General features: G+C 72.7%; 21 protein-coding genes and 1 riboswitch. Of the genes, 4 read left to right on the forward strand and 17 right to left on the reverse strand.

Going from position 1 to position 22,454, the window contains the following annotated elements; all coding sequences use genetic code 11:
* Nucleotides 1-331: 331 nt before the first annotated feature.
* From ACIQOE_RS29835 to ACIQOE_RS29880, 10 genes are all read right to left on the reverse strand, one after another.
* On the reverse strand, nt 332-1,417 hold the full coding sequence (locus tag ACIQOE_RS29835) for a hemolysin family protein (RefSeq protein ID WP_351320023.1): 1,086 nt from the start codon (nt 1,415-1,417) through the stop codon (nt 332-334).
* On the reverse strand, nt 1,414-2,742 hold the full coding sequence (locus tag ACIQOE_RS29840; protein ID WP_351320025.1) for a hemolysin family protein: 1,329 nt from the start codon (nt 2,740-2,742) through the stop codon (nt 1,414-1,416). The genes ACIQOE_RS29835 and ACIQOE_RS29840 overlap by 4 nt, the downstream gene beginning before the upstream one ends.
* A 256-nt stretch (nt 2,743-2,998) precedes the next feature.
* The gene (locus ACIQOE_RS29845; protein ID WP_401414796.1) at nt 2,999-3,454 is read right to left on the reverse strand and encodes a PH domain-containing protein; all 456 of its coding nucleotides are present in this window, start codon (nt 3,452-3,454) and stop codon (nt 2,999-3,001) included.
* A 14-nt stretch (nt 3,455-3,468) separates the two neighbouring features.
* A complete protein-coding gene (hisG, locus tag ACIQOE_RS29850) occupies nt 3,469-4,317 on the reverse strand; it encodes an ATP phosphoribosyltransferase (protein WP_351320029.1) in 849 nt (282 codons plus the stop codon).
* Nucleotides 4,318-4,366: 49 nt separating this feature from the next.
* Nucleotides 4,367-4,639, reverse strand: a complete 273-nt coding sequence (locus ACIQOE_RS29855) for a phosphoribosyl-ATP diphosphatase (protein WP_351320031.1) — start codon at nt 4,637-4,639, stop codon at nt 4,367-4,369.
* Between the two features lie 34 nt (nt 4,640-4,673).
* A complete protein-coding gene (gene ribH, locus ACIQOE_RS29860; protein WP_362647417.1) occupies nt 4,674-5,159 on the reverse strand; it encodes a 6,7-dimethyl-8-ribityllumazine synthase in 486 nt (161 codons plus the stop codon).
* A gap of 25 nt (nt 5,160-5,184) precedes the next feature.
* Nucleotides 5,185-6,519 (reverse strand): bifunctional 3,4-dihydroxy-2-butanone-4-phosphate synthase/GTP cyclohydrolase II, encoded by a 1,335-nt coding sequence (locus tag ACIQOE_RS29865; protein ID WP_365558274.1) that lies wholly within the window; start codon nt 6,517-6,519, stop codon nt 5,185-5,187.
* Nucleotides 6,516-7,157: a nicotinamide mononucleotide transporter family protein gene (locus tag ACIQOE_RS29870; protein ID WP_351933797.1), complete on the reverse strand. Its 642-nt coding sequence runs from the start codon at nt 7,155-7,157 to the stop codon at nt 6,516-6,518. The genes ACIQOE_RS29865 and ACIQOE_RS29870 overlap by 4 nt, the downstream gene beginning before the upstream one ends.
* On the reverse strand, nt 7,154-7,759 hold the full coding sequence (locus ACIQOE_RS29875; protein WP_351320039.1) for a riboflavin synthase: 606 nt from the start codon (nt 7,757-7,759) through the stop codon (nt 7,154-7,156). The genes ACIQOE_RS29870 and ACIQOE_RS29875 overlap by 4 nt, the downstream gene beginning before the upstream one ends.
* 156 nt (nt 7,760-7,915) lie before the next feature.
* Nucleotides 7,916-8,046, reverse strand: a riboswitch (FMN riboswitch).
* A 263-nt stretch (nt 8,047-8,309) separates the two neighbouring features.
* A complete protein-coding gene (locus ACIQOE_RS29880; RefSeq protein ID WP_401414800.1) occupies nt 8,310-9,662 on the reverse strand; it encodes an ROK family transcriptional regulator in 1,353 nt (450 codons plus the stop codon).
* A 133-nt stretch (nt 9,663-9,795) separates the two neighbouring features.
* Between ACIQOE_RS29880 and ACIQOE_RS29885 the strand changes: the two genes are divergently transcribed.
* Nucleotides 9,796-11,010 carry an MFS transporter gene (locus tag ACIQOE_RS29885; RefSeq protein ID WP_401415078.1) on the forward strand — a complete coding sequence of 405 codons (1,215 nt, stop codon included), beginning with the start codon at nt 9,796-9,798 and terminating at the stop codon, nt 11,008-11,010.
* Here the strand turns inward: ACIQOE_RS29885 and ACIQOE_RS29890 are convergent.
* Both ACIQOE_RS29890 and ACIQOE_RS29895 read right to left on the reverse strand, forming a co-directional pair.
* On the reverse strand, nt 10,970-11,428 hold the full coding sequence (locus ACIQOE_RS29890) for a thioesterase family protein (protein ID WP_365558268.1): 459 nt from the start codon (nt 11,426-11,428) through the stop codon (nt 10,970-10,972). The two genes, ACIQOE_RS29885 and ACIQOE_RS29890, sit on opposite strands and share 41 nt — an antisense overlap.
* 89 nt (nt 11,429-11,517) lie before the next feature.
* Entirely contained in the window at nt 11,518-12,786 is a 1,269-nt protein-coding gene (locus ACIQOE_RS29895; protein WP_401414803.1) for an alginate lyase family protein, read from the reverse strand.
* 165 nt (nt 12,787-12,951) lie between these two features.
* Here ACIQOE_RS29895 and ACIQOE_RS29900 point away from each other — a divergent pair, with 165 nt between their 5' ends.
* The 3 genes from ACIQOE_RS29900 (at nt 12,952) to ACIQOE_RS29910 (ending at nt 16,150) form a co-directional block, all read left to right on the forward strand.
* A complete protein-coding gene (locus ACIQOE_RS29900; RefSeq protein WP_401414805.1) occupies nt 12,952-14,331 on the forward strand; it encodes a uracil-xanthine permease family protein in 1,380 nt (459 codons plus the stop codon).
* 108 nt (nt 14,332-14,439) lie between these two features.
* The gene (locus ACIQOE_RS29905) at nt 14,440-15,126 is read left to right on the forward strand and encodes a DUF5995 family protein (protein ID WP_351320047.1); all 687 of its coding nucleotides are present in this window, start codon (nt 14,440-14,442) and stop codon (nt 15,124-15,126) included.
* A gap of 94 nt (nt 15,127-15,220) precedes the next feature.
* Nucleotides 15,221-16,150, forward strand: coding sequence for an LLM class F420-dependent oxidoreductase (locus ACIQOE_RS29910; protein ID WP_351320049.1), 930 nt, complete (start codon nt 15,221-15,223; stop codon nt 16,148-16,150).
* 12 nt (nt 16,151-16,162) lie between these two features.
* On the opposite strand, the gene ACIQOE_RS29915 is transcribed toward ACIQOE_RS29910, so the two are convergent.
* The 5 genes from ACIQOE_RS29915 to ACIQOE_RS29935 form a co-directional block, all read right to left on the reverse strand.
* Nucleotides 16,163-17,875 (reverse strand): flavin monoamine oxidase family protein, encoded by a 1,713-nt coding sequence (locus tag ACIQOE_RS29915; protein ID WP_401414807.1) that lies wholly within the window; start codon nt 17,873-17,875, stop codon nt 16,163-16,165.
* A 68-nt stretch (nt 17,876-17,943) separates the two neighbouring features.
* Nucleotides 17,944-18,732, reverse strand: coding sequence for a carbon-nitrogen hydrolase family protein (locus ACIQOE_RS29920; RefSeq protein WP_401414809.1), 789 nt, complete (start codon nt 18,730-18,732; stop codon nt 17,944-17,946).
* Nucleotides 18,733-18,885: 153 nt separating this feature from the next.
* Nucleotides 18,886-19,266, reverse strand: a complete 381-nt coding sequence (locus tag ACIQOE_RS29925; RefSeq protein ID WP_401414811.1) for a DUF742 domain-containing protein — start codon at nt 19,264-19,266, stop codon at nt 18,886-18,888.
* A gap of 7 nt (nt 19,267-19,273) precedes the next feature.
* Nucleotides 19,274-19,708: a roadblock/LC7 domain-containing protein gene (locus ACIQOE_RS29930; RefSeq protein WP_401414813.1), complete on the reverse strand. Its 435-nt coding sequence runs from the start codon at nt 19,706-19,708 to the stop codon at nt 19,274-19,276.
* Nucleotides 19,692-22,412 (reverse strand): nitrate- and nitrite sensing domain-containing protein, encoded by a 2,721-nt coding sequence (locus ACIQOE_RS29935; RefSeq protein ID WP_401414815.1) that lies wholly within the window; start codon nt 22,410-22,412, stop codon nt 19,692-19,694. Before ACIQOE_RS29935 ends, ACIQOE_RS29930 begins: the two co-directional genes overlap by 17 nt.
* Nucleotides 22,413-22,454: the final 42 nt, after the last annotated feature.

The raw sequence follows: 22,454 nt of genomic DNA on the forward strand, positions 1-22,454 counted from the left end.
TGACGCCGTTGTTGAGGGTGACGTCGGGGATGGAGGTCACGATGTTCTCCCTGTCCTTGTCGATCTCGCCGGTCGGGGCGGCGGCCGATCGTCCATGGGTACGTAGTCGATGGTCCGTGCTGCCCGGCGTCGGCGCGCGGTCAGCGGCGCGCGGTACGGCGGGGTCCGGCGACGGTGCCGGGCTGCACGACCGTCACCCACATTAGTTGCAGGCGCCGATTAATTGCAAACGCGGGATAGCGGCGTACGCGGATTCGGGAGAACGGGGGCCTGGGAGCAGAAAAAAGAGCCGCGGGACCGGTCGGCACCGGTCCCGCGGCTCCCGTGGACATCAGCCGACAGCCACCTCTTCGGGCTCTCCGCTGGCCCGGGGCTCGGGCGGCCTGGCCGGCCGCTTCTCGCGGTGCGCCGGGTCCGTGACCTCACCCACCAGCAGCTCCAGCACGTCCTCCAGGGCCGCCAGCCCCAGCACGCGGCCCTGGGCGTCGGCCACCTGCGCGAGGTGCGTCGCCGCCCGGCGCATGACCGTGAGCGCGTCGTCCAGGGGCAGCTCGGCCCGCAGGGTCGTCATCGGGCGCCACAGCTGCTGCGGCACCGCCCGGTCCGAGTCCTCCAGGTCGAGTACGTCCTTGACGTGCACGTAGCCCATGAACGCGCCGGACTCGGCGGCGACCGGGAAACGGGAGTACCCCGTACGCGCGGTCAGCTCGACGATCTGGCCCGGGGTGACCGACGGCGGGACCGTGATCAGGGACTCGCGCCGCAGCAGGACGTCCGTCACCGGGCGGGAGCCCAGTTCCAGCGCGTCCTCCAGGCGCTCCTGTTCCTCCGGGTCGAGAAGGCCCGCCTGGCCGGAGTCCTCCAGGAGCCGGTTGAGCTGCTCGCTGGTGACGACGGCCTCGACCTCGTCCTTCGGTTCCACCCGGAACAGCTTCAGGATGCCCTGGGCGCAGGCGCCCAGCGCCACCGTGATCGGCCGGCAGACACGGGCGAAGGCCACCAGGCCGGGGCTCAGCCACAGCGCGGCCTTCTCGGGCGCCGCCATCGCCAGGTTCTTCGGCACCATCTCGCCGATCACCAGGTGGAAGAAGACGACCCCGGCGAGCGCGATCACGTAACCGAGCGGATGGATCACGCCTTCCGGCAGCCGCACCGCCTCGAACAGCGGTTCCAGCAGGTGCGCCACCGTCGGCTCGGCGACCGCGCCGAGCGTCAGCGAGCAGACGGTGATGCCGAACTGGGCGGCGGCCATCATCTGCGGCAGCCGCTCCAGGCCGTAGAGCACCTGGCGGGCCCTGGCCGTGCCCAGCGGCTCGATCTGGCTGCGGCGGACCGAGACCAGCGCGAACTCGGCGCCCACGAAGAAGCCGTTGGCGAGGACCAGCAGGGCCGCGAGGACCAGTTGGAGGACGCTCATCGGACGGCCTCCGCGACGGCGGGGGCGGTGCGGACCAGGCGGACCCGCTCGGCACGGTAGTGGCCGACCCGGCGGACGGAGAGCCGCCAGCCGGGCAGCTCGGCCCGGTCACCGGGCGCGGGGATCCGGCCGAGGAGGTCGGCGACCAGGCCGGCGACCGTCTCGTACGGACCCTCGGGCACGTCCAGGCCTATCCGCTGGAGGATGTCGACGCGGACGCTGCCGTCGACGTCCCAGGCGGGCCTGCCGTCCTGGGGCGGGGCGGCCGCGAGTTCCGGCGCGTCCGGGCTGTCGTGCTCGTCGCGGACCTCGCCGACGAGTTCCTCGACGATGTCCTCCAGGGTGACCACCCCGGCCGTGCCGCCGTACTCGTCGACGACGACCGCGATGGGCTGCTCGGAGCGGAGCCGGGCGAGCAGCGGCTGCACCGGAAGGGTCTCCGGGACCAGCAGCGCCTTGCGGGCGATGCGGCCGACGGGGGTGCGCAGCCGGTCGTGGACCGAGACGGCCAGCGCGTCCTTGAGGTGGGCCATGCCCACGATCTCGTCGATCTTCTCCCGGTAGACCGGGAAGCGGGACAGGCCGGTGGCCCGGGTGAGGTTGACCACGTCCTCGGCGGTCGCCGAGTCCTGGAGCGCGCTGACCTTCACGCGCGGGGTCATGACGTGCTGCGCGGTCAGCTCGCCCAGGGACAGGGTGCGCACGAACAGGTCGGCCGTGTCCTGCTCCAGCGCGCCGGCCTGCGCGGAGTGCCGGGCCAGCGAGACCAGCTCGCCCGGCGTGCGGGCGGAGGCCAGCTCCTCGGCGGGTTCGACACCGAGGGCCCGGACGAGCCGGTTGGCGACCGTGTTCAGCGCGGCGATGACCGGGCGGAACAGGCGCGAGAAGCGGGCCTGCGGGCCGGCGACGAAGCGCGCGACCGTGAGCGGCTTGGAGACCGCCCAGTTCTTCGGCACGAGTTCGCCGATCACCATCTGGATGGCCGAGGCCAGCAGCATGCCGATGACGACGGAGATGCCGGACACCGCGCCCTCGGGAAGGCCGAGCGCGGTGAACGGGCCGTGCAGCAGCGCGGCCAGCGCCGGTTCGGCGAGCATGCCGACGACCAGGGAGGTGATGGTGATGCCCAGCTGGGTGCCGGAGAGCTGGAAGGACAGTTCCTTCAGCGCCTCGACGACCGTGCCGGCGCGCTTGTCGCCGTCGGCGGCGGCCTTCTCGGCCTCGGGTCGCTCCACGGTCACCAGGCCGAACTCGGCGGCCACGAAGAAACCGTTGGCGAGGATGAGGAGGAACGCGGCTGCCAGGAGCAGCAGGGGGGTGGTCATGATGCCGCCGCCTCCGAAGCCTCGCGGATCTCGCACGGGCGGTCCGCGGTATGTCGGGAGGGGGCGGCGCAGGTACTACAGGACGATCCGTCCATCGCCGGAGAGGGTCACTCCTCGGGTAGCAGGAACCCCTGTGCGCGTGGCGCGCGACAGGGGTGGAGGCGGGACGTGAAAAGCCTCCGCCAACAGATTAATCAAGACCGGGCCCACAAGGGCAGGGTGGACGACCCCGAGACGGCCCCGAAGTTGCGTGATGTCAGCCCTGGTGCTGCTCGGGGCCGTGGCTCGCGTGGGCCTCGGCGAGGGCCCGCAGCGCCTTGGCGTCGGCGATGGCACGCTGCCGGGCGACGCCCGGCTGGATGCCGAGCGCGGGCAGGCTGGTGCCGTCGGTGAGGTCCAGGAAGACCCACGGGTCACCCGGGCGGAGGTTCACCTGGACGATCTCCGCCCACTCCAGATGCCGCTTGCCGGCGACGTTGACGACGGTGACCCCGGACTCGTCGGCGACCACCTTCACCCGGGCCAGCAGGGCCAGCACCCAGAAGATCAGGGCGCCGGTCAGGATGAAGCTGAGCTGCTCCCCCGGGCCGAGCTGTTCGAGGAGCAGCGCGACCGCGGTGATGGTGGCGAACATGGCGGCACCCGCGGTGAGCAGGATCACGCGCGTGTGGCCCGGCCGGAAGGTGACGGGAAGGGAAGGAAGGTCGGACATCTCTCGCGGGCGTTTCAGAGGCGGCAGGCGTGGATGGCCGTGGTCAGGATGGCGCGGGCGCCGATGTCGTACAGATCGTCCATGATCCGCTGCGCGTCCTTGGTGGGGACCATGGCGCGGACGGCGACCCAGCCCTCGTTGTGCAGCGGGGAGACGGTCGGCGACTCCAGGCCCGGGGTGAGGGCGACGGCCTTCTCCAGCTGCTCGACCCGGCAGTCGTAGTCCATCATCACGTAGGTGCGCGCGACCAGGACGCCCTGGAGGCGGCGCAGGAACTGCTGGACCTTGGGCTCCTCGACGTCGGCGCCGGCCCGGCGGACGACGATCGCCTCGGAGGTCATGATCGGCTCGCCGAAGACCTCCAGGCCCGCGTTGCGCAGCGAGGTGCCGGTCTCGACGACGTCGGCGATGACCTCGGCGACACCGAGTTCGATGGCGGTCTCGACGGCGCCGTCCAGGTGGACGACGGACGCGTCGACGCCGCTGTCGGCGAGGTGCTTGGCGACGATGCCCTCGTAGGAGGTGGCGACCGTCTTGCCCGCGAGGTCGGCCAGGCTCTCGGCCGCGCCGGGCTTGGAGGCGAAGCGGAAGGTGGACCGGGCGAAGCCGAGCGGCAGGATCTCCTCGGCGCGGGCGCCGGAGTCGATCAGCAGGTCACGGCCGGTGATGCCGATGTCCAGGCGGCCGGAGGAGACGTAGATCGCGATGTCCCGGGGCCGCAGGTAGAAGAACTCGACGTCGTTGACCGGGTCGACGGTGCGCAGTTCCTTGGACTCCCGGCGCTGCCGGTAGCCGGCCTCATGCAGCATGTCCGCCGCAGGTCCTGAGAGGGAACCCTTGTTGGGGACGGCGATGCGCAGCATGAGGTCGGCTTCCTTTGCTCGGATTGAAGGGGGTGGGTCGGAGACGGTTCTACAGGTGGGAGTAGACGTCGTCCAGCGAGATTCCGCGGGCGACCATCATCACCTGCACGTGGTAGAGCAGCTGCGAGATCTCCTCGGCAGCGGCTTCCTTGCCCTCGTACTCGGCGGCCATCCAGACCTCGGCGGCCTCTTCGACGACCTTCTTGCCGATGGCATGGACCCCCTTCCCGACCAGTTCGGCGGTGCGGGAGGTGGCGGGGTCGCCGTGGGCGGCCTTGTGCTGGAGCTCGGTGAAGAGCTCCTCGAAAGTCTTGTTGGACATGGTGTGCGCCAGACTACGCCACACGCCGCGTCGCTCAGTGCCAGGGTTCGGATACCGAGCGGAGCGTGGCCGCCGTCGCCACCGCCGCCGTCACCGCCTCGTGGCCCTTGTCCTCGTGGGAGCCCTCCAGGCCCGCCCGGTCCAGGGCCTGCTCCTCGTCGTCGCAGGTGAGCAGGCCGAAACCGACCGGCACACCGGTCTCGACGGAGACCTGGGTGAGGCCCTGGGTGACGCCCTGGCACACGTACTCGAAGTGGGGGGTGCCGCCGCGGATGACGACACCGAGCGCGACCACCGCGTCGTAGCCGCGGCCCGCGAGGACCTTGGCGGCGACCGGGAGTTCCCAGCTGCCGGGGACCCGCAGCAGGGTCGGCTCGTCGATCCCCAGGTCGCGCAGGGCGCGCAGGGCGCCGTCCACCAGACCGTCCATCACCTTCTCGTGCCACTGGGCCGCGATGACCGCGACCCGCAGGTCGCTGACATTGCGTACGGACAGCTCCGGTGCACCCTTGCCGCTCACGTCTCTCCTCGTTCTCTTCTTCTCTTTACTGGTTGCCGCAGGTGGACACCGCGGGGGCGTCCAGCCAGGGCAGATCGTGACCCATCCGGTCCCGCTTGGTGCGCAGGTAGCGGAGGTTGTGCTCGCCCGCCTGCACGGGCATCGGCTCCCGGCCGCTGACCTGGATGCCGTGGCTGAGCAGCGCGTCGCTCTTGTCGGGGTTGTTGGTCATCAGCCGCACCCCGCGCACCCCGAGGTCGGCCAGGATCTGCGCGCCGGCGCCGTAGTCGCGGGCGTCCGCGGGCAGCCCGAGTTCCAGGTTGGCGTCCAGGGTGTCGCGGCCGCGCTCCTGGAGTTCGTAGGCGCGCAGTTTGGACAGCAGTCCGATGCCGCGGCCCTCGTGGCCGCGCAGGTAGACCACGACGCCCCGGCCCTCGTCCTGGATGCGGTCCAGGGCGGCGTCGAGCTGGGGGCCGCAGTCGCAGCGGGCCGAGCCGAAGACGTCTCCGGTGAGGCACTCGGAGTGGACCCGCACGAGGACGTCCTCGCCGTCGCCGATCTCGCCGTGGACGAGGGCGACGTGCTCGACGCCGTCGGCGGTGGAGCGGTAGCCGTACGCCGTGAACGTCCCGTGCGCCGTGGGCAGGTTGACCTCGGCCTCGCGGCGGACGGCGGGCTCGGCGGAGCGGCGGTAGGTGATCAGGTCGGCGATGGAGATGATCGTCAGGCCGTGCTTGCGGGCGAACGGGACCAGCTCGGGGAGCCGGAGCATCCGGCCGTCCTCGCCGGCGATCTCGACGATGGCGCCGGCCGGGCGCAGGCCCGCGAGCCGGGCCAGGTCGACGGCGGCCTCGGTGTGGCCGTTGCGGGTGAGGACGCCGCCGGGCCGGGCGCGCAGCGGGAAGACGTGGCCGGGGCGGACGAAGTCGGCGGGCCCGGCGTCGCCGCCGGCCAGCAGCCGCAGCGTGGTGGCGCGGTCGGCGGCGGAGATGCCGGTGGTGACGCCGTGCGCGGCGGAGGCGTCCACGGAGACGGTGAACGCGGTCTTCATGGACTCGGTGTTGTCCTGGACCATCTGCGGCAGCTTGAGCCGGTCGAGTTCGGCGCCCTCCATCGGGGCGCAGATCAGGCCGCGGCACTCGCTCATCATGAAGGCGATGATCTCGGGGGTGGCCTTCTCGGCGGCGATGACGAGGTCGCCCTCGTTCTCGCGGTCCTCGTCGTCGACGACCACGATCGGGCGGCCGGCCGCGATGTCGGCGATGGCCTGCTCGACGGGGTCGAGGGCGAGATCCTCGATGCCCTCGGCGCTGTAGAGGACGGGGGGTACGGCGCGCAGCGCCTCGCCCGGGGTGGTGGCCGGCGACGGGATGGCGGTCATGCGGGTGCTCCTTCCAGAGCGGGCCGCGGGCCCTGGCGGGAGCGCAGCCACCAGTCGCGCATGCCCCACAGGACGAGCGCGCCGTAGATGACGTAGACGAAGCCGGAGAAGGCGTAGCCGTTGGCGAAGTTGAGGGGGACGCCGACCAGGTCGACCAGGAGCCAGGCGATCCAGAACTCGACCATGCCCCGGGCCTGGGCGTACATGGCGACGACGGTGCCGACGAAGATGTAGGCGTCGGGCCAGGGGTCCCAGGACAGGGACGGGTACGCCTTGAAGAGCAGGGCGACGGCGACGGTGCCCGCGGCCGCGGCCGCGACCATCGCGCCGCGCTCGCGCCAGGTGGCGAACCGGGGCGTGATGTGGCCGTCGGTGCCCTCGCCCTTGCTGCGGTTCCACTGCCACCAGCCGTAGAGCGCGACCACCATGACGACGGCCTGCTTGCCGGCGCTGCCGGTCAAGTGGCCGTAGAAGGCGCCGAAGAGGATGAGACCGGAGGCGAACTGGACCGGCCAGCTCCACAGGTTGCGGCGCCAGCCGAGGGCGAGGGCGGCCAGGCCGAGGATGTTGCCGATCATGTCCGACCAGAGGATGTGCTGGCCGAACAGGACGAAGGCCTCGGAGTTCAGCGCGTTCACCGGCCCGCTCCCGGTGTGTTCGCGAGCAGCCGCTCGACGTACTTGGCGACGATGTCGACCTCCAGGTTGACCGGGTCGCCGGGCTGCTTGAGGCCGAGGGTGGTGAGGTCGAGGGTGGTCGGGATGAGGCTGACCGTGAAGTGGTCGGGGCCCGCCTCGACGACGGTGAGGCTGATGCCGTCGACCGTGATGGAGCCCTTCTCCACGACGTAGCGGGCGAGGTCCGCGGGGAGCGAGACCTTGACGATCTCCCAGTGCTCGGACGGGGTCCTGGACAGCACCTGACCGGTGCCGTCGACATGGCCCTGCACGATGTGGCCGCCGAGCCGGGAGCCGACCGCGGTGGGGCGCTCCAGGTTGACGCGGGAGCCGACGCCGAGCGCGCCGAGCGAGGAGCGCTTCAGGGTCTCCTGCATGACGTCGGCGGTGAATTCGTCGCCCTCGTGTTCCACGACGGTCAGACAGACGCCGTTCACGGCGATGGAGTCGCCGTGCTGTGCGCCCTCGGTCACCACGGGGCCGCGGAGCCGGAAACGGGAGGCGTCGCCGAGGTTCTCGACGGCGGTGATCTCACCCAGCTCTTCGACGATTCCGGTGAACACTTCCCGGGTCCTCCTGCCTCGATCGGGCACGGACTCCGGGGCCTGTCGACGAACGACAGAAAGGACGGAAGAGCACACCGGGAACGACGCCGACAAGGCCCCGCCCATGACGGACGAGACCAGATACGGCGGCGCGCACGGAGACATGCTCGCCCGCCGCGCACTGCCTCCCATCCGGACTTTAACCGTCGGTCCAGGAATTTCACCTGGTCAACCGGCCGCTGGAAGCGGACGGGTCGCGGACTGTAACCGCCGGTTCGGAGTTTCACCGACCCCGGAGTGCGCTGCTTCTGGTACAGGGCCAGTGTGCCACGCCCGGCAAGGGTCCATGCGGGCCGAGTGTGTGCGTTGCCTCACAGACCGTGCCGCTGGACTTCCCCAACGGGCCGTCATATGCGCAGCGGCGGCCCAACAGGCCCTCCAACCAGGCATCTTGACTTGATCCGCAGCTCTTGACCCTACTGGTCTAGTCCTTTTATCGTTCGGGCGGGCCCGGCGGCGGTGACGACGGCCCTTGCCCGTCGCCGGGTCGCCCACCAGGGCGTTCGGTTCAGCGCTCCCGCGGTGCGAACAGTTCGTCCTGCGCCCGCTCCCGCGCCGTCAGCAGCGCTCCGCGCAGCACGGCTTCGCCGCCGAGGACGCTCGCCCGGACCTCGGTGGCCAGCGGGGACATCCGGCGCAGCCGTTCCTCCACGCGGGTGGCGAGCGCGTCGCCGCCGGCCGCGCCGATCTCGCCGCCGAGGACCACGCGGCCGGGGTCCAGGACGGCGACGACCGCGGCCACACCCACGGCGACGCGGTCGGCGAGGACGTCCAGGAAGCGGGCCTCGGCGGACGCCGGCGCGGGGCGCCGGTCGTCCGCGGGTCCGTCGTGGCCGGCCGCGCCCGCGCGGCGGTCGCCGCACACCGCATACGGCCCCGCGCCCGCCTGGGTCGCCGACGGATCGCCGCCGGTCTCACGACGGCCGGAAGAGAACTCGCCGCCCTCCCCCGCGCCGCGGACCGCCTCCCTGACCAGGGCTGCCGCAGCGGGTCCCGGGCCCGTCGACCCTGCCGGAAGCAGGCCGTGTTCCTCCGCCAGTTCGGTGATCGCCGCCGCGGCCACCAGGGAGTGGTAGCCGCCGGCGCAGTCCGTCGCCGACGGGAGTCCGGGCGTGCCCGGCACCGGCAGGAAGCCGATCTCGCCCGTGCCGCCGGAGGCGCCCCGGCGCAGACTGCCGTCCAGGACGACGGCGGCGCCGCAGCCGTGCCCCAGCCACAGCAGCACGAAGGTGTCCCGGTCGCGGGCCGCACCCTCGCGCTGTTCGGCCAGGGCGGCCAGGTTGGTCTCGTTCTCCACGCTGACCCGGGCCTGCGGGAACCGCTCCTGGACGGCGGCGACCAGCCGGCGGTGCCAGGCCGGCAGGCCCGCCGTGTCGCGGAGTTCGCCGCTCGCCGGGTCGATGAGCCCGGGTGCCCCGATGCCCACGGTGTGCAGCCGTCCGCCGCCGGACGCCGCCGCCTTCGTCGCGGTCCGCTCGACCAGTGCGACCGCCTGCTCGACGGCGGCGGCCTCGCCGGCTTCCGGTCCGACCGGCACCGACCCCTCCGCCAGCACCCGCCCGACCAGGTCGGAGACCAGCACGGAGACGCTCTCGGTGCGGATGTCGAGGGCGGCGAGGCAGGCGCGGTCGGCGACGATGCCGTAGAGCCGGGCGTTGGGCCCGCGGCGCTGCTCGCCGGACTCGCCGACCACCGCGATCAGGCCGGAGGCGGTGAGCCGTTCGACGAGGTCGGCGACGGTGGGCCGGGACAGCCCGGTCAGCTGTTTCAACTGCCCCGCCGTCAGCGCGCCTTCCTGCTGGAGCAGGGTGAGCGCGAGCCGGTCGTTGATGGCCCGGGCGGTGCTCGGTGATGCGGGCATGACGGGCATCCTCCCAGATCGGCGCGGCCCGGGACGGCCGCTTCGCTCTCTATCTATCAGGCAGGGTCCCTGATAGTTTACGGCGCGACAGCGGGGCGGCAGCCACCCGGGGAGGGGCAGGACCATGAAGGCCATGGAGAACGGGCACCACGATCGGCAGGAGGTGAAGCGGGCGCGATATGCCGTCGCGGCCGTGTTCACCGTGCACGGCGCGGTCACCGGCTCGTTCGCGACCCGGGTGCCCTGGATCCAGGAACACTCGGGCCTGGGCGCCGGACAGCTCGGTCTCGCCCTCGCGTTCACCGCGTTCGGCGCCTCGTGCTCGATGCCGCTGGCGGGCCGGATCAGCCATCGCTTCGGCAGCCGTACCGCCCTGCGCGGCCTGATCGCGATGTGGACGCTGTCGCTGGTCCTGCCCTCCCTCGCGCCCAACCTGTACACGCTCTGCCTGGCGATGTTCGTGTACGGCGCCAGCGCGGGCATGTCCGACGTCGCCATGAACGCCCTCGGCGTCGAGGTGGAGCGGCTGCTCGACAAGTCGATCATGTCGGGGCTGCACGGCATGTGGAGCGCGGGCGCCCTGATCGGTTCGGCGGCGGGCACCCTGGCCGCGCACCTCGGTTCGGACGCCCGGCTGCACTTCGCGCTGGCCGCCGCCGCCCTCACCGTGCTCGGTGTGCCGGCGGCCGGCTGGGTGCTGGACCTGCAGCCCGCCGAGGACGAGGAGCCGCCGCCGCGGTTCGCGCTGCCGCCGCGGTCGGCCCTGCTGATCGGCGCGGTCGGCTTCTGCGCGGTGTTCGCCGAGGGCGCGAGCCTGGACTGGTCGGCGGTGTTCCTGCGGGACCGGATGGACAGTTCGGCGGGGCTCGCGGCGGCCACCACCACCGGATTCATGCTGACGATGGCCGTGGCCCGGATCAGCGGGGACGCGGTGGTCAACCGTTTCGGCACGGTGCGCACGGTGCGGGCCGGAGGGGTGCTGGCCGCGTGCGGCGGTCTGCTGATCGTCCTCGCCGGGCATCCGGCGGTGGCGATGACCGGGTTCGCGCTGATGGGCCTCGGCATCGCCGTCGTCGTGCCGCTGTGCTTCGCGGCGGCCGGGCACGCCGGGCCGAACCCGAGTCAGGCGATCGCGGGCGTCGCGACCATCACCTACACCTCGGGACTGGTCGCGCCCAGCCTGATCGGTGGAGTGGCCCAGGCGACCAGCCTGGTGGTGTCGTTCGGCGTGGTCACGGCGCTCACCTGCGGACTGGTGGTGTTCGCGGGCGTGCTGCGGGCCGGGGACCGCTCCACGCGGGCGGAGGTCAGCCGGCCGGCCGCAGCAGTTCCCGGCCCGCGGCCCTGAAGCGCTCGCTCCACGGGGCGGGGCGCAGGGTGGCCGCGTCCAGCCGGACCAGGACCCGGGTGCCCTGCGCGTAGGTGATCGCGCCGTCCGCCGAGCAGAACCGGAAGCCGTAGGTCAGCCCGGTGGTGCCGAGCCGTTCCAGCCAGAGGTGGACGGCGTAGGCGCCCGGCCGGGTGACCGGTGCCTCGTAGCCGATCCGGAGTTCCTTGACCGCGTTGCAGGCGTCCTCGGCCGCGGCCCAGTCGCCCTCGAAGGCGAAGCCGTGTCCCTGCCACAGCTCGGCCCAGGCCCGCTCGACCATCACGGGGTAGCGGGCGTTGTGGAGCAGCCCGAGCGCGTCGAGGTCGTCGAAGTGGACGGTGACGGGGACGAGCCGTCCGTGGGACAGGGCGGGCGCGGTCGGGGCTTCGGCGGTCACGGGTGGGGCTCCTGGGCGGTGCTGACGTATCGCTGGCCTTCAGCTGACCCCAGTCTAAGCGAGCGCTCAGGAACCCCGTCCGCTTCCCCTCAGCCGGCGATCGAGTCCAGCTGCTCGGCGGCCGGGCGCAGCGCCCAGAGGTCGCCGCCGGGAGGCGCCTCCAGCCGCCCGACCGCCCGCCGGGCCGCCTCGTCGCCCGCGTCGGCCGCCGCGTGGACGACGTCGGACGCCGCGTAGCGGTGGAACTCCAGCTCCGGATGGGGCCAGGCGGCGGCTCCGGTCGCGGCGGGCAGCAGGTAGTCCACGGCCTTGAACAGGCTCTGCCCGTCCGGCCCCCGGTAGGCCCAGAGGTCCACCCCGACGTGCCGGCCGATGGCCGCGAGCCGGGTGTAGGCGACCAGGTCGAAGGTCGAGTAGTGCCAGCTCCGGGTGCGGGCCAGCTCCTGCGGCTGACTGCCGTCGGCCGCGACCTGCGGGTCGATCCGCCGGGCCCGCGCGTCCAGCACGGTCCTCCTGGCCAGCGCCCGGTCCCCGGTCGCGTAGGCGAGGGCGGCGAGCTGCATGTCGTAGAAGGTGCCGTGGTTGTTGGCGGCGGCGCCCTCCTCCGTGCCGAAGGCGCTGTGCTCCAGCCAGTCGCGGAAGTCCGTGTTCCAGTCGTGCATCCCGGCGCGGTCCCGGGCGCTCCAGCCGGGCGCGCCGGTGGCGAGGATCGCCAGGGCGTCGACGACGCTCGTGTACGACTGGGAGAAGTCGATGACGCCGATGGCCCGGCCGTCGTACTTGCACGGGATGAACTGGGCGTGGTCGAGGTTCGGGTTCATGCGGGTCGCCGGGTCGAGGAACCAGGTGCGCAGGACCTGGCCGGCCTTCCGCGCGTACTGCCGTCCGCCCGTGTAGTACCAGGCCAGGGAGAGGTCGTAGACCGAGTCGAAGACCTTCTCCACGTCCTGGCGGTCGGTGCCGGTGTCGACCTCGGGGTTGCGCTGCCCGTCGCGCTGGACGTAGGGGCAGCCCCAGGGGTTGTCGGCGGTGGGGGCGGTGGTGGGCCACCAGTAGGGGGCCTGGCTCAGGTAGTCGTGGACGTCGCCGCCGGGAGCGGGCTTCGGTTTGTCGACCACGGTCCAGGGGCCCTGGCCGAGCCAGGCGTCGGCGCGCGCCGTCAAGTCCCGCACCGCCCGGCGCAGTCGCGGATCGCCGTGGTCCAGTGCGGCCCGGGTCCGCTGGAGGCGGGCCCCGTCGAGGACCGCGGTGTCGGGAGCCTTCGGGGTCCTCGGGACCGCGTGGGCGGAGGGGACGAGGACGGCTCCGAGGGCCGCAAGCGCCGTCAGGACGACGGCCGTGCGGGATCTTCCACTCATCGGGCACTCCGATCGGACGGAAAGCGGTATCGGTCAGATACGTGAATTCAGTTCACGAGTGGGACCGTGTGAGCGTAGGACCGCCAGGTAGCCGTGACAATGGTTCGGACCGTCTTCACGTACGAAGCCGTCCTCACAGCACTTCGAAGAAAGCGAACCCCCACCATGGATCTCGGCGTGCGCTGGAAACTGCACGGTGACGGGCGCACGCCCGCGCCCGGCGCGGTGGTGCGCCCCGACGAACGGCTCACCTGGCCCCGCACGATCGGGCTCGGCGCCCAGCACGTGGTCGCCATGTTCGGCGCGTCCTTCGTCGCCCCGGTGCTGATGGGGCTCGACCCCAATCTGGCGATCATGATGTCCGGTGTCGCGACCGTGATCTTCCTGCTCGCGACCCGCGGCCGGGTCCCCAGCTACCTGGGCTGCTCGCTGTCGTTCGTCGGGGTCGCGGCCGTCATCCGCGCCCAGGGCGGCACCAGCGCCACCGTGACCGGCGCGGTCCTCGTGGTCGGCGCCGTGCTCTTCCTGATCGGCCTGGCCGTGCAGCGCTTCGGCGCCAGGATCATCCACGCCGCGATGCCGCCGATCGTCACCGGCGCGGTCGTCATGCTGATCGGCTTCAACCTGGCCCCGGTGACCGCCTCGACCTACTGGCCGCAGGACCAGTGGACCGCGCTGCTGGTGATGGCCTTCACCGGTCTGGCCGTCGTCTGTCTGCGTGGGTTCTGGTCCCGCATCGCGATCTTCCTGGGCCTGCTCTTCGGCTACGTCCTGTCCTGGGCCCTGGACCGGATCCTCGGCAGGATCCACTCCACCGGCCCGGACGGCAGGGTCACCGACCACTGGCGCCTGGACCTGTCCGGTGTCGGCAGGGCGGACTGGATCGGGCTGCCGTCCTTCCACGGCCCGACCTTCCAGTGGTCGGCGGTCCTGGTCGCCCTCCCGGTCGTGATCGCCCTGGTCGCGGAGAACGCCGGGCACGTCAAGGCCGTCGGCGAGATGACCGGCGACTCCCTCGACGACCGGCTCGGCACGGCGATCTCGGCGGACGGCGTCGCCTCCGTGCTCTCCACCGCGGTCGGCGGCCCGCCCAACACCACCTACTCCGAGAACATCGGCGTGATGGCCGCGACCCGGGTCTACTCCACCGCCGCCTACTGGGCCGCCGCCGGCTTCGCGCTGCTGTTCGGCGTCTGCCCCAAGTTCGGCGCGGTGGTGGCCGCGGTGCCGGGCGGCGTGCTCGGCGGCATCACCGTCATCCTGTACGGCATGATCGGCCTGCTCGGCGCCCAGATCTGGCTGCACGCCAAGGTGGACCTGCGCAACCCGCTGAACCTGGTCCCGGCCGCCGCGGGCATCATCATCGGCGTCGGCAACGTCAGCATGAAGTTCACCGACACCTTCTCGCTGAGCGGCATCGCGCTGGGCACGCTGGTGGTCATCGTCGGCTACCACACGCTGCGCGCCTTCGCCCCGGCCCACCTCAAGCGGCAGGAACCGCTCCTCGACGAGGGCACCAGCTCCTACGACGGGTCCACGTCCTAGACGCCGGACGGGTCCACGTCGCAGGCGCAGCCGGGTCCGCGTCCTCCGTTCCGGGGAATGCCCGGCCGGTCGGCGTGTCCGGCGGGCCGGGGCTGGGACCCTTCCCCCATGGCGCAGTCGGAACACCTCATGGCTCCGGTCGGCACCGTCGTCTCCCGGATGCGCGCGCTGGACGCGGCGCTGCCGGAGCGGGACGGGGTCGCGGTCTTCAACCGTGTCTATCTCGCCGTCACGGAGGAGGTCGAACGGCGGCTGGACGCGGGCCGGTTCGGGGATGCGAGAGCCGCGGCGACGCTGGACGTGCGGTTCGCCGAGCGGTACCTGGCGGCGGTCGACGCGGCGGACGGCGACGGGCGTCCGCCGGCCTGCTGGCGGCCGCTGTTCCAGTTCCGCCGGCATCCCGGTGTACGGCCACTGCAGTTCGCGCTCGCGGGCATCAACGCGCACATCGGGCACGACCTGGCGCTGGCCGTGGTGGACACCTGCCGTGCGCTCGGCTGCGAACCGGCCGATCTGGAGGACGAGTTCGACCGGGTGGGCGAGCTGCTCGTCTCCTTGGAGGAGCGCATCCGCGAGGAGCTGATGCCGGGTCCCGACCTTCTCCAGATCGCCGATCCGCTGACCCATCTGCTCGGCTCCTGGAGCCTGGAGCGGGCCCGGGACGCGACCTGGTCGGCGGCGCGGGCCCTGTGGACGCTGCGCCGGTTCGGCGACCTGGCCGAGGAGTTCACCGAGCGGCTGGACGCCGCCGTCGGGCTGGCCGGCCGGATGCTGCTCACACCGCTGTCCGGCTGAGGTGGCCTGATCCCGTCGGCGTGCGAGCCGCCGCGGAATCCCCTCGTGATCGCCTTACGTTGAGCCCACGACCCGATTGCGAAGGAGCACCGGAATGACGACTCGGCTGGGCTTCGGCCTTCCCCAGATGCGGCAGTACTCCATCGGCACGGACGTTCCCGACGTGGCCCGTACCGCGGAACGGATCGGCTACGACAGCCTGTGGGTCTTCGAGCGGGCCCTCTTCCCGGAACCCGCCACCCAGGGCCTGTACAACGTCGAGGGACTCCCCTGGCCGGACTCCTACCGGAACGTGGCCGAGCCCCTGGTCACGCTCGCCCTGGCCGCCGCGGTCACCGAGCGGGCCCAGCTGGGCACCAGCGTCCTGGTGGCCCCGCTGCACATCCCCTTCCAGCTGGCCAAGTCGCTGGCCACGCTGGACGCGGCGAGCGGCGGCCGGGTGATCGCGGGCCTCGGCACCGGCTGGTCGCTCGACGAGTACGCGGCCGCCGGGATCCGGCCGTTCGAGGAGCGCGGCAAGGTGCTCGACGAACTGATCGCGGTGTGCCGGGCCGTGTGGGGCCCGGACCCGGTGAAGTTCGACGGGGACCTGACGAAGATCGCCTCCGCGGTGGTCGGTCCCAAGCCCGCGAGGCCGATTCCGGTGCTGCTGGCCGCGGGCAACAAGCGGGCCCTGCGGCGGCTGGTCGACCACGCCGACGGCTGGCTGCCGGTGGGCATGGGCGCCGAACAGCTCGCCGCGCAGTGGCGGGAGTTGCAGGACCTGGCGGCCGAGCGCGGCCGCACGGAACCGATCCGGACGGTCGTGCGGGTGAACGCCGTCCACACGGCCAAGCCCTACGACGGCCCCGACCGCCAGCCCTTCCAGGGCAGCGCGGACCAGATCGTGGAGGACCTGGTGGCCCACGCGGCGGTCGGACTCGACGAGATCCTGGTCGACCTCCAGACCACTCCGCGGGACGCCCAGGAGCTGAAGGAGGTCGCCGCGGAGGTGTACGAGAAGGCGCGGGCGGCCGGGGTCTGAGGCCTGCTGCCCTCAGTCCTCGGGGAGTTCGACCGGCGCGATCTCGTCGTAGACGTCACCGGGGCCCGGGTTGGACGGGTCGGTGGTGCCGCCGAAGTGGTGCATGACGCCCCAGACCGCGTTCAGCGCGGTCTGGACGGCGCCCTCCGCCCAGCCCGCCGTCCAGGAGATGTCGTCGCCCGCGAGGAAGATGCCCCGCTTGTCCTCGGGGAGAAGGTCCTGCACGAAGTGCGTGAACAGGCGGCGCTGGTAGCGGTAGTGGCCGGGCAGGTTGGCCTTGAACGCGCCCATGAAGTAGGGCTCGTTCTCCCAGGAGACGGTCACCGGGTTGCCGATGATGTGCTTCCTGATGTCGACGTTCGGATAGATCTCGCCGAGCGACTTCAGCATCACCTCCATCCGCTCGTTCGCGGACAGCGGCAGCCACTTCAGGCTGTCGTCGCACCAGGTGTAGGAGAGGCAGATGACGGCCGGCCGGTCCGGGCCGTCGTCGAGGAGGTACGTGCCACGGGTCATCCGGTCGGTGAGCGTCATCGACATGACGTCCCGGCCGGTCGGCTCCCCGTTGCCGTCGACGGCCTTGTCCAGCCAGAACGGCCGGTCGACCGGGACGAACAGCTTCGAGGACTCCATGTAGTGGGTGCGCTCGATCGCGGTCCAGTGGTCGATCGGGAAGAGCGAGTCGTCGCAGGCGATCTTCGAGAGCAGCATCCAGGACTGGGCCGTGAAGACCGCCGCACGGTAGGTACGGATGTCGCCGGCCGCGTCCGTCACGGTGATCCGGTTGCCGCTGGTGCGGTGCAGCCGGGTCACGGCCGGACGCGGCTCGCCGCCCCGGTGCAGCTTGGCGAGCGAGGTGCCGTACTCCCAGTGCACGATCTTCTGCGGCTCGCGTTCCCAGAGCCGCAGCGGCAGTTGCTGGCTGCCGCCGACGATGCCTCGGTGGTGGTCGTCGGCCTCCGTGTAGACGACCCGCAGGATCTCCAGGATCGAGTTCGGGAAGTCCGTGTCCCAGCCGCCGGTTCCGAAGCCGACCTGGCCGAAGATCTCCCGGTGCCGGAAGGACTTGAAGGCCTCGGAGTCGCAGAGGAAGCCGTAGAAGGTCTGGTTGTCGAGCCGCTCCACCAGCCGGGACCAGATCTCACGGATGCGCGGCACGTCCCGCTCGCGCAGGGCGCGGTTCATGTCGGAGAAGTCGGCGCCCTCTTCGAGGCACTTGTTCCAGGCGTCGGCGACGTCACGGTAGACCTGCGGCAGGTCGGCGGCCGTCTCGGCGTAGTGCGACTCGCCCTTGAGGTCCACGACCGTCGAAGGGGTCGCCTCCGCAAGGGGGTTGGGGAAGGGCCGGGTCTCCAGTCCCACCATGTCGATGTAGTGCTGGAGGGCGGTGGAGGAGGGCGGGAAGCGCATGGCGCCCATCTCGGCGCTCAGCGAGGGGTCGCAGCCCTCGAAGCCGACGGTCCGCAGCCGTCCGCCGATCTGGTCGGCCTCGTAGACGACCGGCTTCAGGCCCATCTTCATCAGCTCGTACGCGGCCACGATGCCGGACAGCCCGCCGCCGATGACCGCGACCTCGCTGCCGTGCTCGGTCGCGGGTATCTGGCCGAGGCCCGCCGGGTGGGCGAGGAAGTCGTCGTACGCGTACGGGAAGTCCGGCCCGAACATGGTGATCGGCGGCTGCTGTTCGTCGGCGTGCTCGACGGCGTTGGGCACGGTGGACGTCATGGGGTACGGACTCCTTGCGACTTGCGACCTGCGAGAAGAGTGAGGAAGGGAAAGCGGGGAGGGAGAGGTCAGACCAGGGGCCCGTAGAGGCCGGGCCGGCGGTCCTTGAGGTAGGGGTTCGCCTCGCGGGAGGCGGCGAGGAGCGCGGGGTCGACGTCGGCGACGAGGAGTTCCTCGCCGCGGTCGGCGCGGGCGCGTGCCACACCGTCGGGGCCGGACAGGCCGGACAGCCCGAAGAACTCGAACTCGCCTTCCTGGCCTACCCGGTTGGCGTACGCCACGTACATCTGGTTCTCCCAGGCCCGCACCGGGACGAGGGACTCGGCGACGAACTGGAACGGGTGCATGTTCGCCGTCGGGACGAGCAGCAGGTCGGTGCCGGCGAGGGCGTGCGCGCGCACCGGCTCCGGGAACTCCACGTCGTAGCAGATCATGATGCCGACGGTGAGGCCATTCAGTTCGGCCTGGACGACCGGCTGCTCGCCGGGCGTGAAGTGCTCGCGCTCGAAGCCCCCGAAGAGATGGGTCTTGCGGTAGTTCGCGAGCCGGGTGCCGTCCGCGGAGATCAGCTGGGCGGAGTTGTGGACCACGCCCGCGGCACGCTCCGGGTAGCCGTAGGCGATCGCCACGCCGTGCCGGTGGGCCAGCTCGGCGATCGCGTCCGCGCAGTCGCCGTCGGCGGGCTCGGCGAGGCGGGCGACGTCGTCGCCGATCGCGTAGCCGGTCAGGAACATCTCGGGTGCGACGAGCAGCGCGGCGCCCTCGGCGGCGGCCCGGCCGGCGGCGTCGTCGAGGGCCTTGAGGTTCTCGACGGTCGAGCCGGGGCGGCCGGAGCTCTGGAGCAGGGCGGTGCGCATGCGGGTCCTCACCGGGTACGGAAGGGATGTCTGGGGCCCTTTAGACGGTAGGTCCGCGCGCGGGGCCGGACAAGGAGGAGCCGTTGCGCGTGGCCGGACGGTTCGTTGCGTGATGCGGGCGTCCGCCGGTGATTCGTTGCGCCGCGGGTCGCTCTACAGCTCCCGCAGCCGCTCGATGATCTCCTTGAGCAGGGCCGGGTCGGCGGCCGGGCCGGCCGCTGCGACGCGGCGTGGCCGGTCGATGCGGACCAGACCGGCCTCGGCGAGGTCGCCGAGCAGGACGCGCAGGACGGTGAGCGGCAGGTCGGCGTCGGCGGCGAGTTCGACGACCGGCCGGGCACCGCGCCGCACCAGGGCGAGCAGAGCCGTCCCGGCATGGTCGACGCCGTGCTCGGACCGGCCGGTGTCCACCGCTGTGACCTGCGACATCAAGTCGATGACCAGCCGTCCGGACGGCTCGGTACGGCCCCGGGTCACGGTGTAGGGGCGGACCAGCGAGCCGGTCTCGTCCTCGTACCAGTGTTCCTCGCGCACCGCGGGGTCAGGGTGCCGAGCGGGCGGCCGCGTCCAGGTGACGGCCGAGGCGGCGGACGAGCAGGGCCATCTCGTGGGCCAGCTGGCCGACGTCGGTGCGGACGTCGCTGAGGACGGCCAGCCGGCTGCCGTGGCCTGCCGGGGTCACGAAGAGATAGGCGTCGTCGAGCATCACCATGGTCTGGCGCACCTCTCCGGCGGCGAACCGCTCCCCCGCCGAGCGGGCCAGGCTGTGGAGGCCGGAGCAGAGGGCCGCGAGGTGCTCGATGTCGCGCCGCCGCATGCCCTCGGAACGGCTGAGCGGCAGCCCGTCCGCGGTGAGCAGCACGGCCTGGCGGACGTGGTCCGTGCGGGCCACCAGGTCGTCGAGGAGCCAGCCGAGGTCGCTGCCGGGCGGCGTGCCGGGTTCCGGGGCGGGGTGGCTGTCACTGGTCGTCGGCACGGGGCGTCCTTTCGTCGGTGGCGGGCGGCTCGTCGGTGTCGAGGGGCAGCCCCCTGCGCCCGCGGTCCAGACCCCGCTGGAGGGCTCCGAAGACCGCCCTCATCTCGTCGGCGTCCAGCTCGCGCACGGGTCCGGGCTCGGGCTCGGTGCGCAGCTCGGGAGCGAGGGAGGCCTGCCGTCTGCGGGTGGGCAGCGCGGGACCGGCGGCCGCACGCGCCACGCCGGGCCCGGCACCCGCCGCCCCGACCGGAGGGACACCGGCGTCCGCCGTTCCGCCCGGACGGACACCCGCGTCCGCCGGACCGCGCGGAGGGGTACCGGGGCCCGCCGTGCCGCGCGGAGGGACATCCGCGTCCACCGTCCCGTCCGGGCGGACACCCGCGTCCGCCGTACCGTCCGGGAGGACACCCGCGTCCGCCGGACCGCGCGGAGGGGTACCGGGGCCCGCCGTGCCGCGCGGAGGGACACCGGCGTCCGCCGTCCCGTCGTGGCGGGGACCCGCGTCGGCCACGGCCTCCGGCGCACCGGGCCCCGCACCCGCCACGGCCTCCGGTACAGCGGGCCGCGCACCCGCCACGGCCACCGGTACAGCGGGCCGCGCACCCATCACAGCCTCCGATGCAGCAAGCCCCGCACCCATCGCGGCCTCCGATGCAGCGGGCCGCCCGTCCATCGCGGCCTCTGGCGCACCGGGTCGCACATCCGTCTCCGCAGCGACGGCCGACGCACTCGCCAGGGCACGCGCCCCGGCCGCGCCCGGCCCGGAGTCCGTCTTCGTGGCGCCGGGCCCGGAGTCCGTCTCCGCCAGCATCGTCGGCGGCAGCAGAACCGCCGCGGTGGTGCCTCCGTACGGGGACTCCCGCAGGGTCACCGCGATGCCGTGCCGGGCGGCCAGCCGGCCCACGACGTAGAGGCCGAGGCGGTCGTGGCGGGTCGGGTCGAAGGCCTCGGGGTCGGTGAGGGTGCGGTGGGCCTCGGCGAGCCGGCCGGCGTCCAGGCCGAGACCCCGGTCGTCTATCTCCAGGGTGAAACCCCGGCCGGTCCGGCCGGTGCGCAGGGTGACCCGGGTGTGCGGCGGCGAGAACACGGTGGCGTTCTCCAGCAGCTCGGCGACCAGGTGCACGACGTCGGCGACCGCGTCCGCCGCGACGCCGACCTCGGGCATCGGCGGCACCACGACCCGCGGGTACTCCTCGATCTCGCCGACCGCCGAGGACACCACGTCGGCGACGGGCACCGGCCGCCGCCAGCGCCGCCCGGGGGTCGCGCCGGAGAGGATGATCAGGCTCTCGGCGTGCCGGCGCATCCGGGTGGTCAGGTGGTCGATGCGGAACAACTCGGCCAGGACGGCCGGGTCGTCGGTCCGCCGCTCCAGGGTGTCGACGAGTTTCAGCTGGCGGTGCACGAGGGCCTGGTTGCGGCGCGCGATGTTCAGCAGGACCGCGAACAGGCCCCGGCGCAGGGTGGCCTGCTTCACCGCCGCCTCGACGGCGGCCAGCCGCGCCCGGTTGAACGACCGGCCGACGTCCCCGATCTCGTCGCGCCCCGCCTCCCCGGCGGCCAGCGGCGGCGCCTCGGCGGCCGCGTCCACGTCCTCACCGGCGCTCAACCGGTCCATCAGGGCCGGAAGCTGATGCGCGGTGAGCAGGTCGGCCGCGTCCCGCAGGTTCTCCAGGCGGCGCGAGACGCGGCGCGCACCGCGCACCGCGTACCACAGCGAGAGCCCCACGACGGCCAGTCCGACGACACCGACGACGGCCGCCCTGGTCAGCTCCCGGTAGGCGAAGGCCCGTCCGCGCGAAGCGGCGTTCCGCGCCGCATCGGTGCACAGCAGCATGTACTGCCGCACGGCCCGGTCGGTGGTAGACCGCCAGGTGTCCGCGGCGACGGCCGCACCGGCCCGGCCGGCACCGGCGCGCAGCAGCGTGTCCTCGCCGCGCACCAGCGACCGGTACAGCTCGCCGCGCTGGAACCGCTCGAACAGGGCCCGGGAGTCGGCGGGCAGGTCCGCGACGTAGGTCCGCTCGAAGACGCGCCGGTCCTCGACGGCCGCGGTGAGGCCGCCGTACTGCGCGGCGGTGAGCCGTCCGGCGGCCCTGGCTCCCGCGACCAGCGCGTCCTCGCGGGAGACGAACTCCCGTACCCGGACCAGTTCGACGACGATCTGCGCCTCTCGGGCCAGGCGGCCGGCCTGGAGGGCGGTGAGGGCGGACTGCACGTCGAAGCCGGGTTCCACGAGGGCGTTGTAGCCGGTGACGGCGGCGTCCCAGGAGACGGTCCGGGACAGCACCCGCTCGCGCAGGGCTCCGAGTCCGCCGGTGGCGGTCACCATCGCGTCCAGGGCGGTGCGCTGCGGGCCGCTGAGGCGTCCGCGGTCACCGTCGCGGACCGCGTCGCGCAGGGCGGCCACGGCCCGGTCGGTGCGGCGCCGCTGCGCCGACAGGGCGGCGGCGGACACCGTGCCGGGCCGGGCGCCCAAGTAGGCCGCCGACAGCCGTCGTTCGATCTGGATCTGCCCGACGGCGGTGTCGACGGGGGTGCCGAAGTCGTCGTACACCCCCTGGACCCGGATCAGCGCGCGCAGGTCGGCGGTGACGGAGACCATGGCGAAGCTCCACAGAGCCGTCAGCGCGACGGCCGGTGCGAGGGCGAGCGCCACGATCCGCGCGCGGACCGTGGCGGGTCGGCCGACTGTCCAGCGCATGGATTGCCTACCGGTGTTACCAGCGAGTAAGGAGCCCGGCAC

Origin of the sequence: Streptomyces sp. NPDC091282, from assembly GCF_044757385.1 — a bacterium.
In the GTDB taxonomy this organism is placed as follows: Bacteria; Actinomycetota; Actinomycetes; order Streptomycetales; family Streptomycetaceae; genus Streptomyces; species Streptomyces gramineus.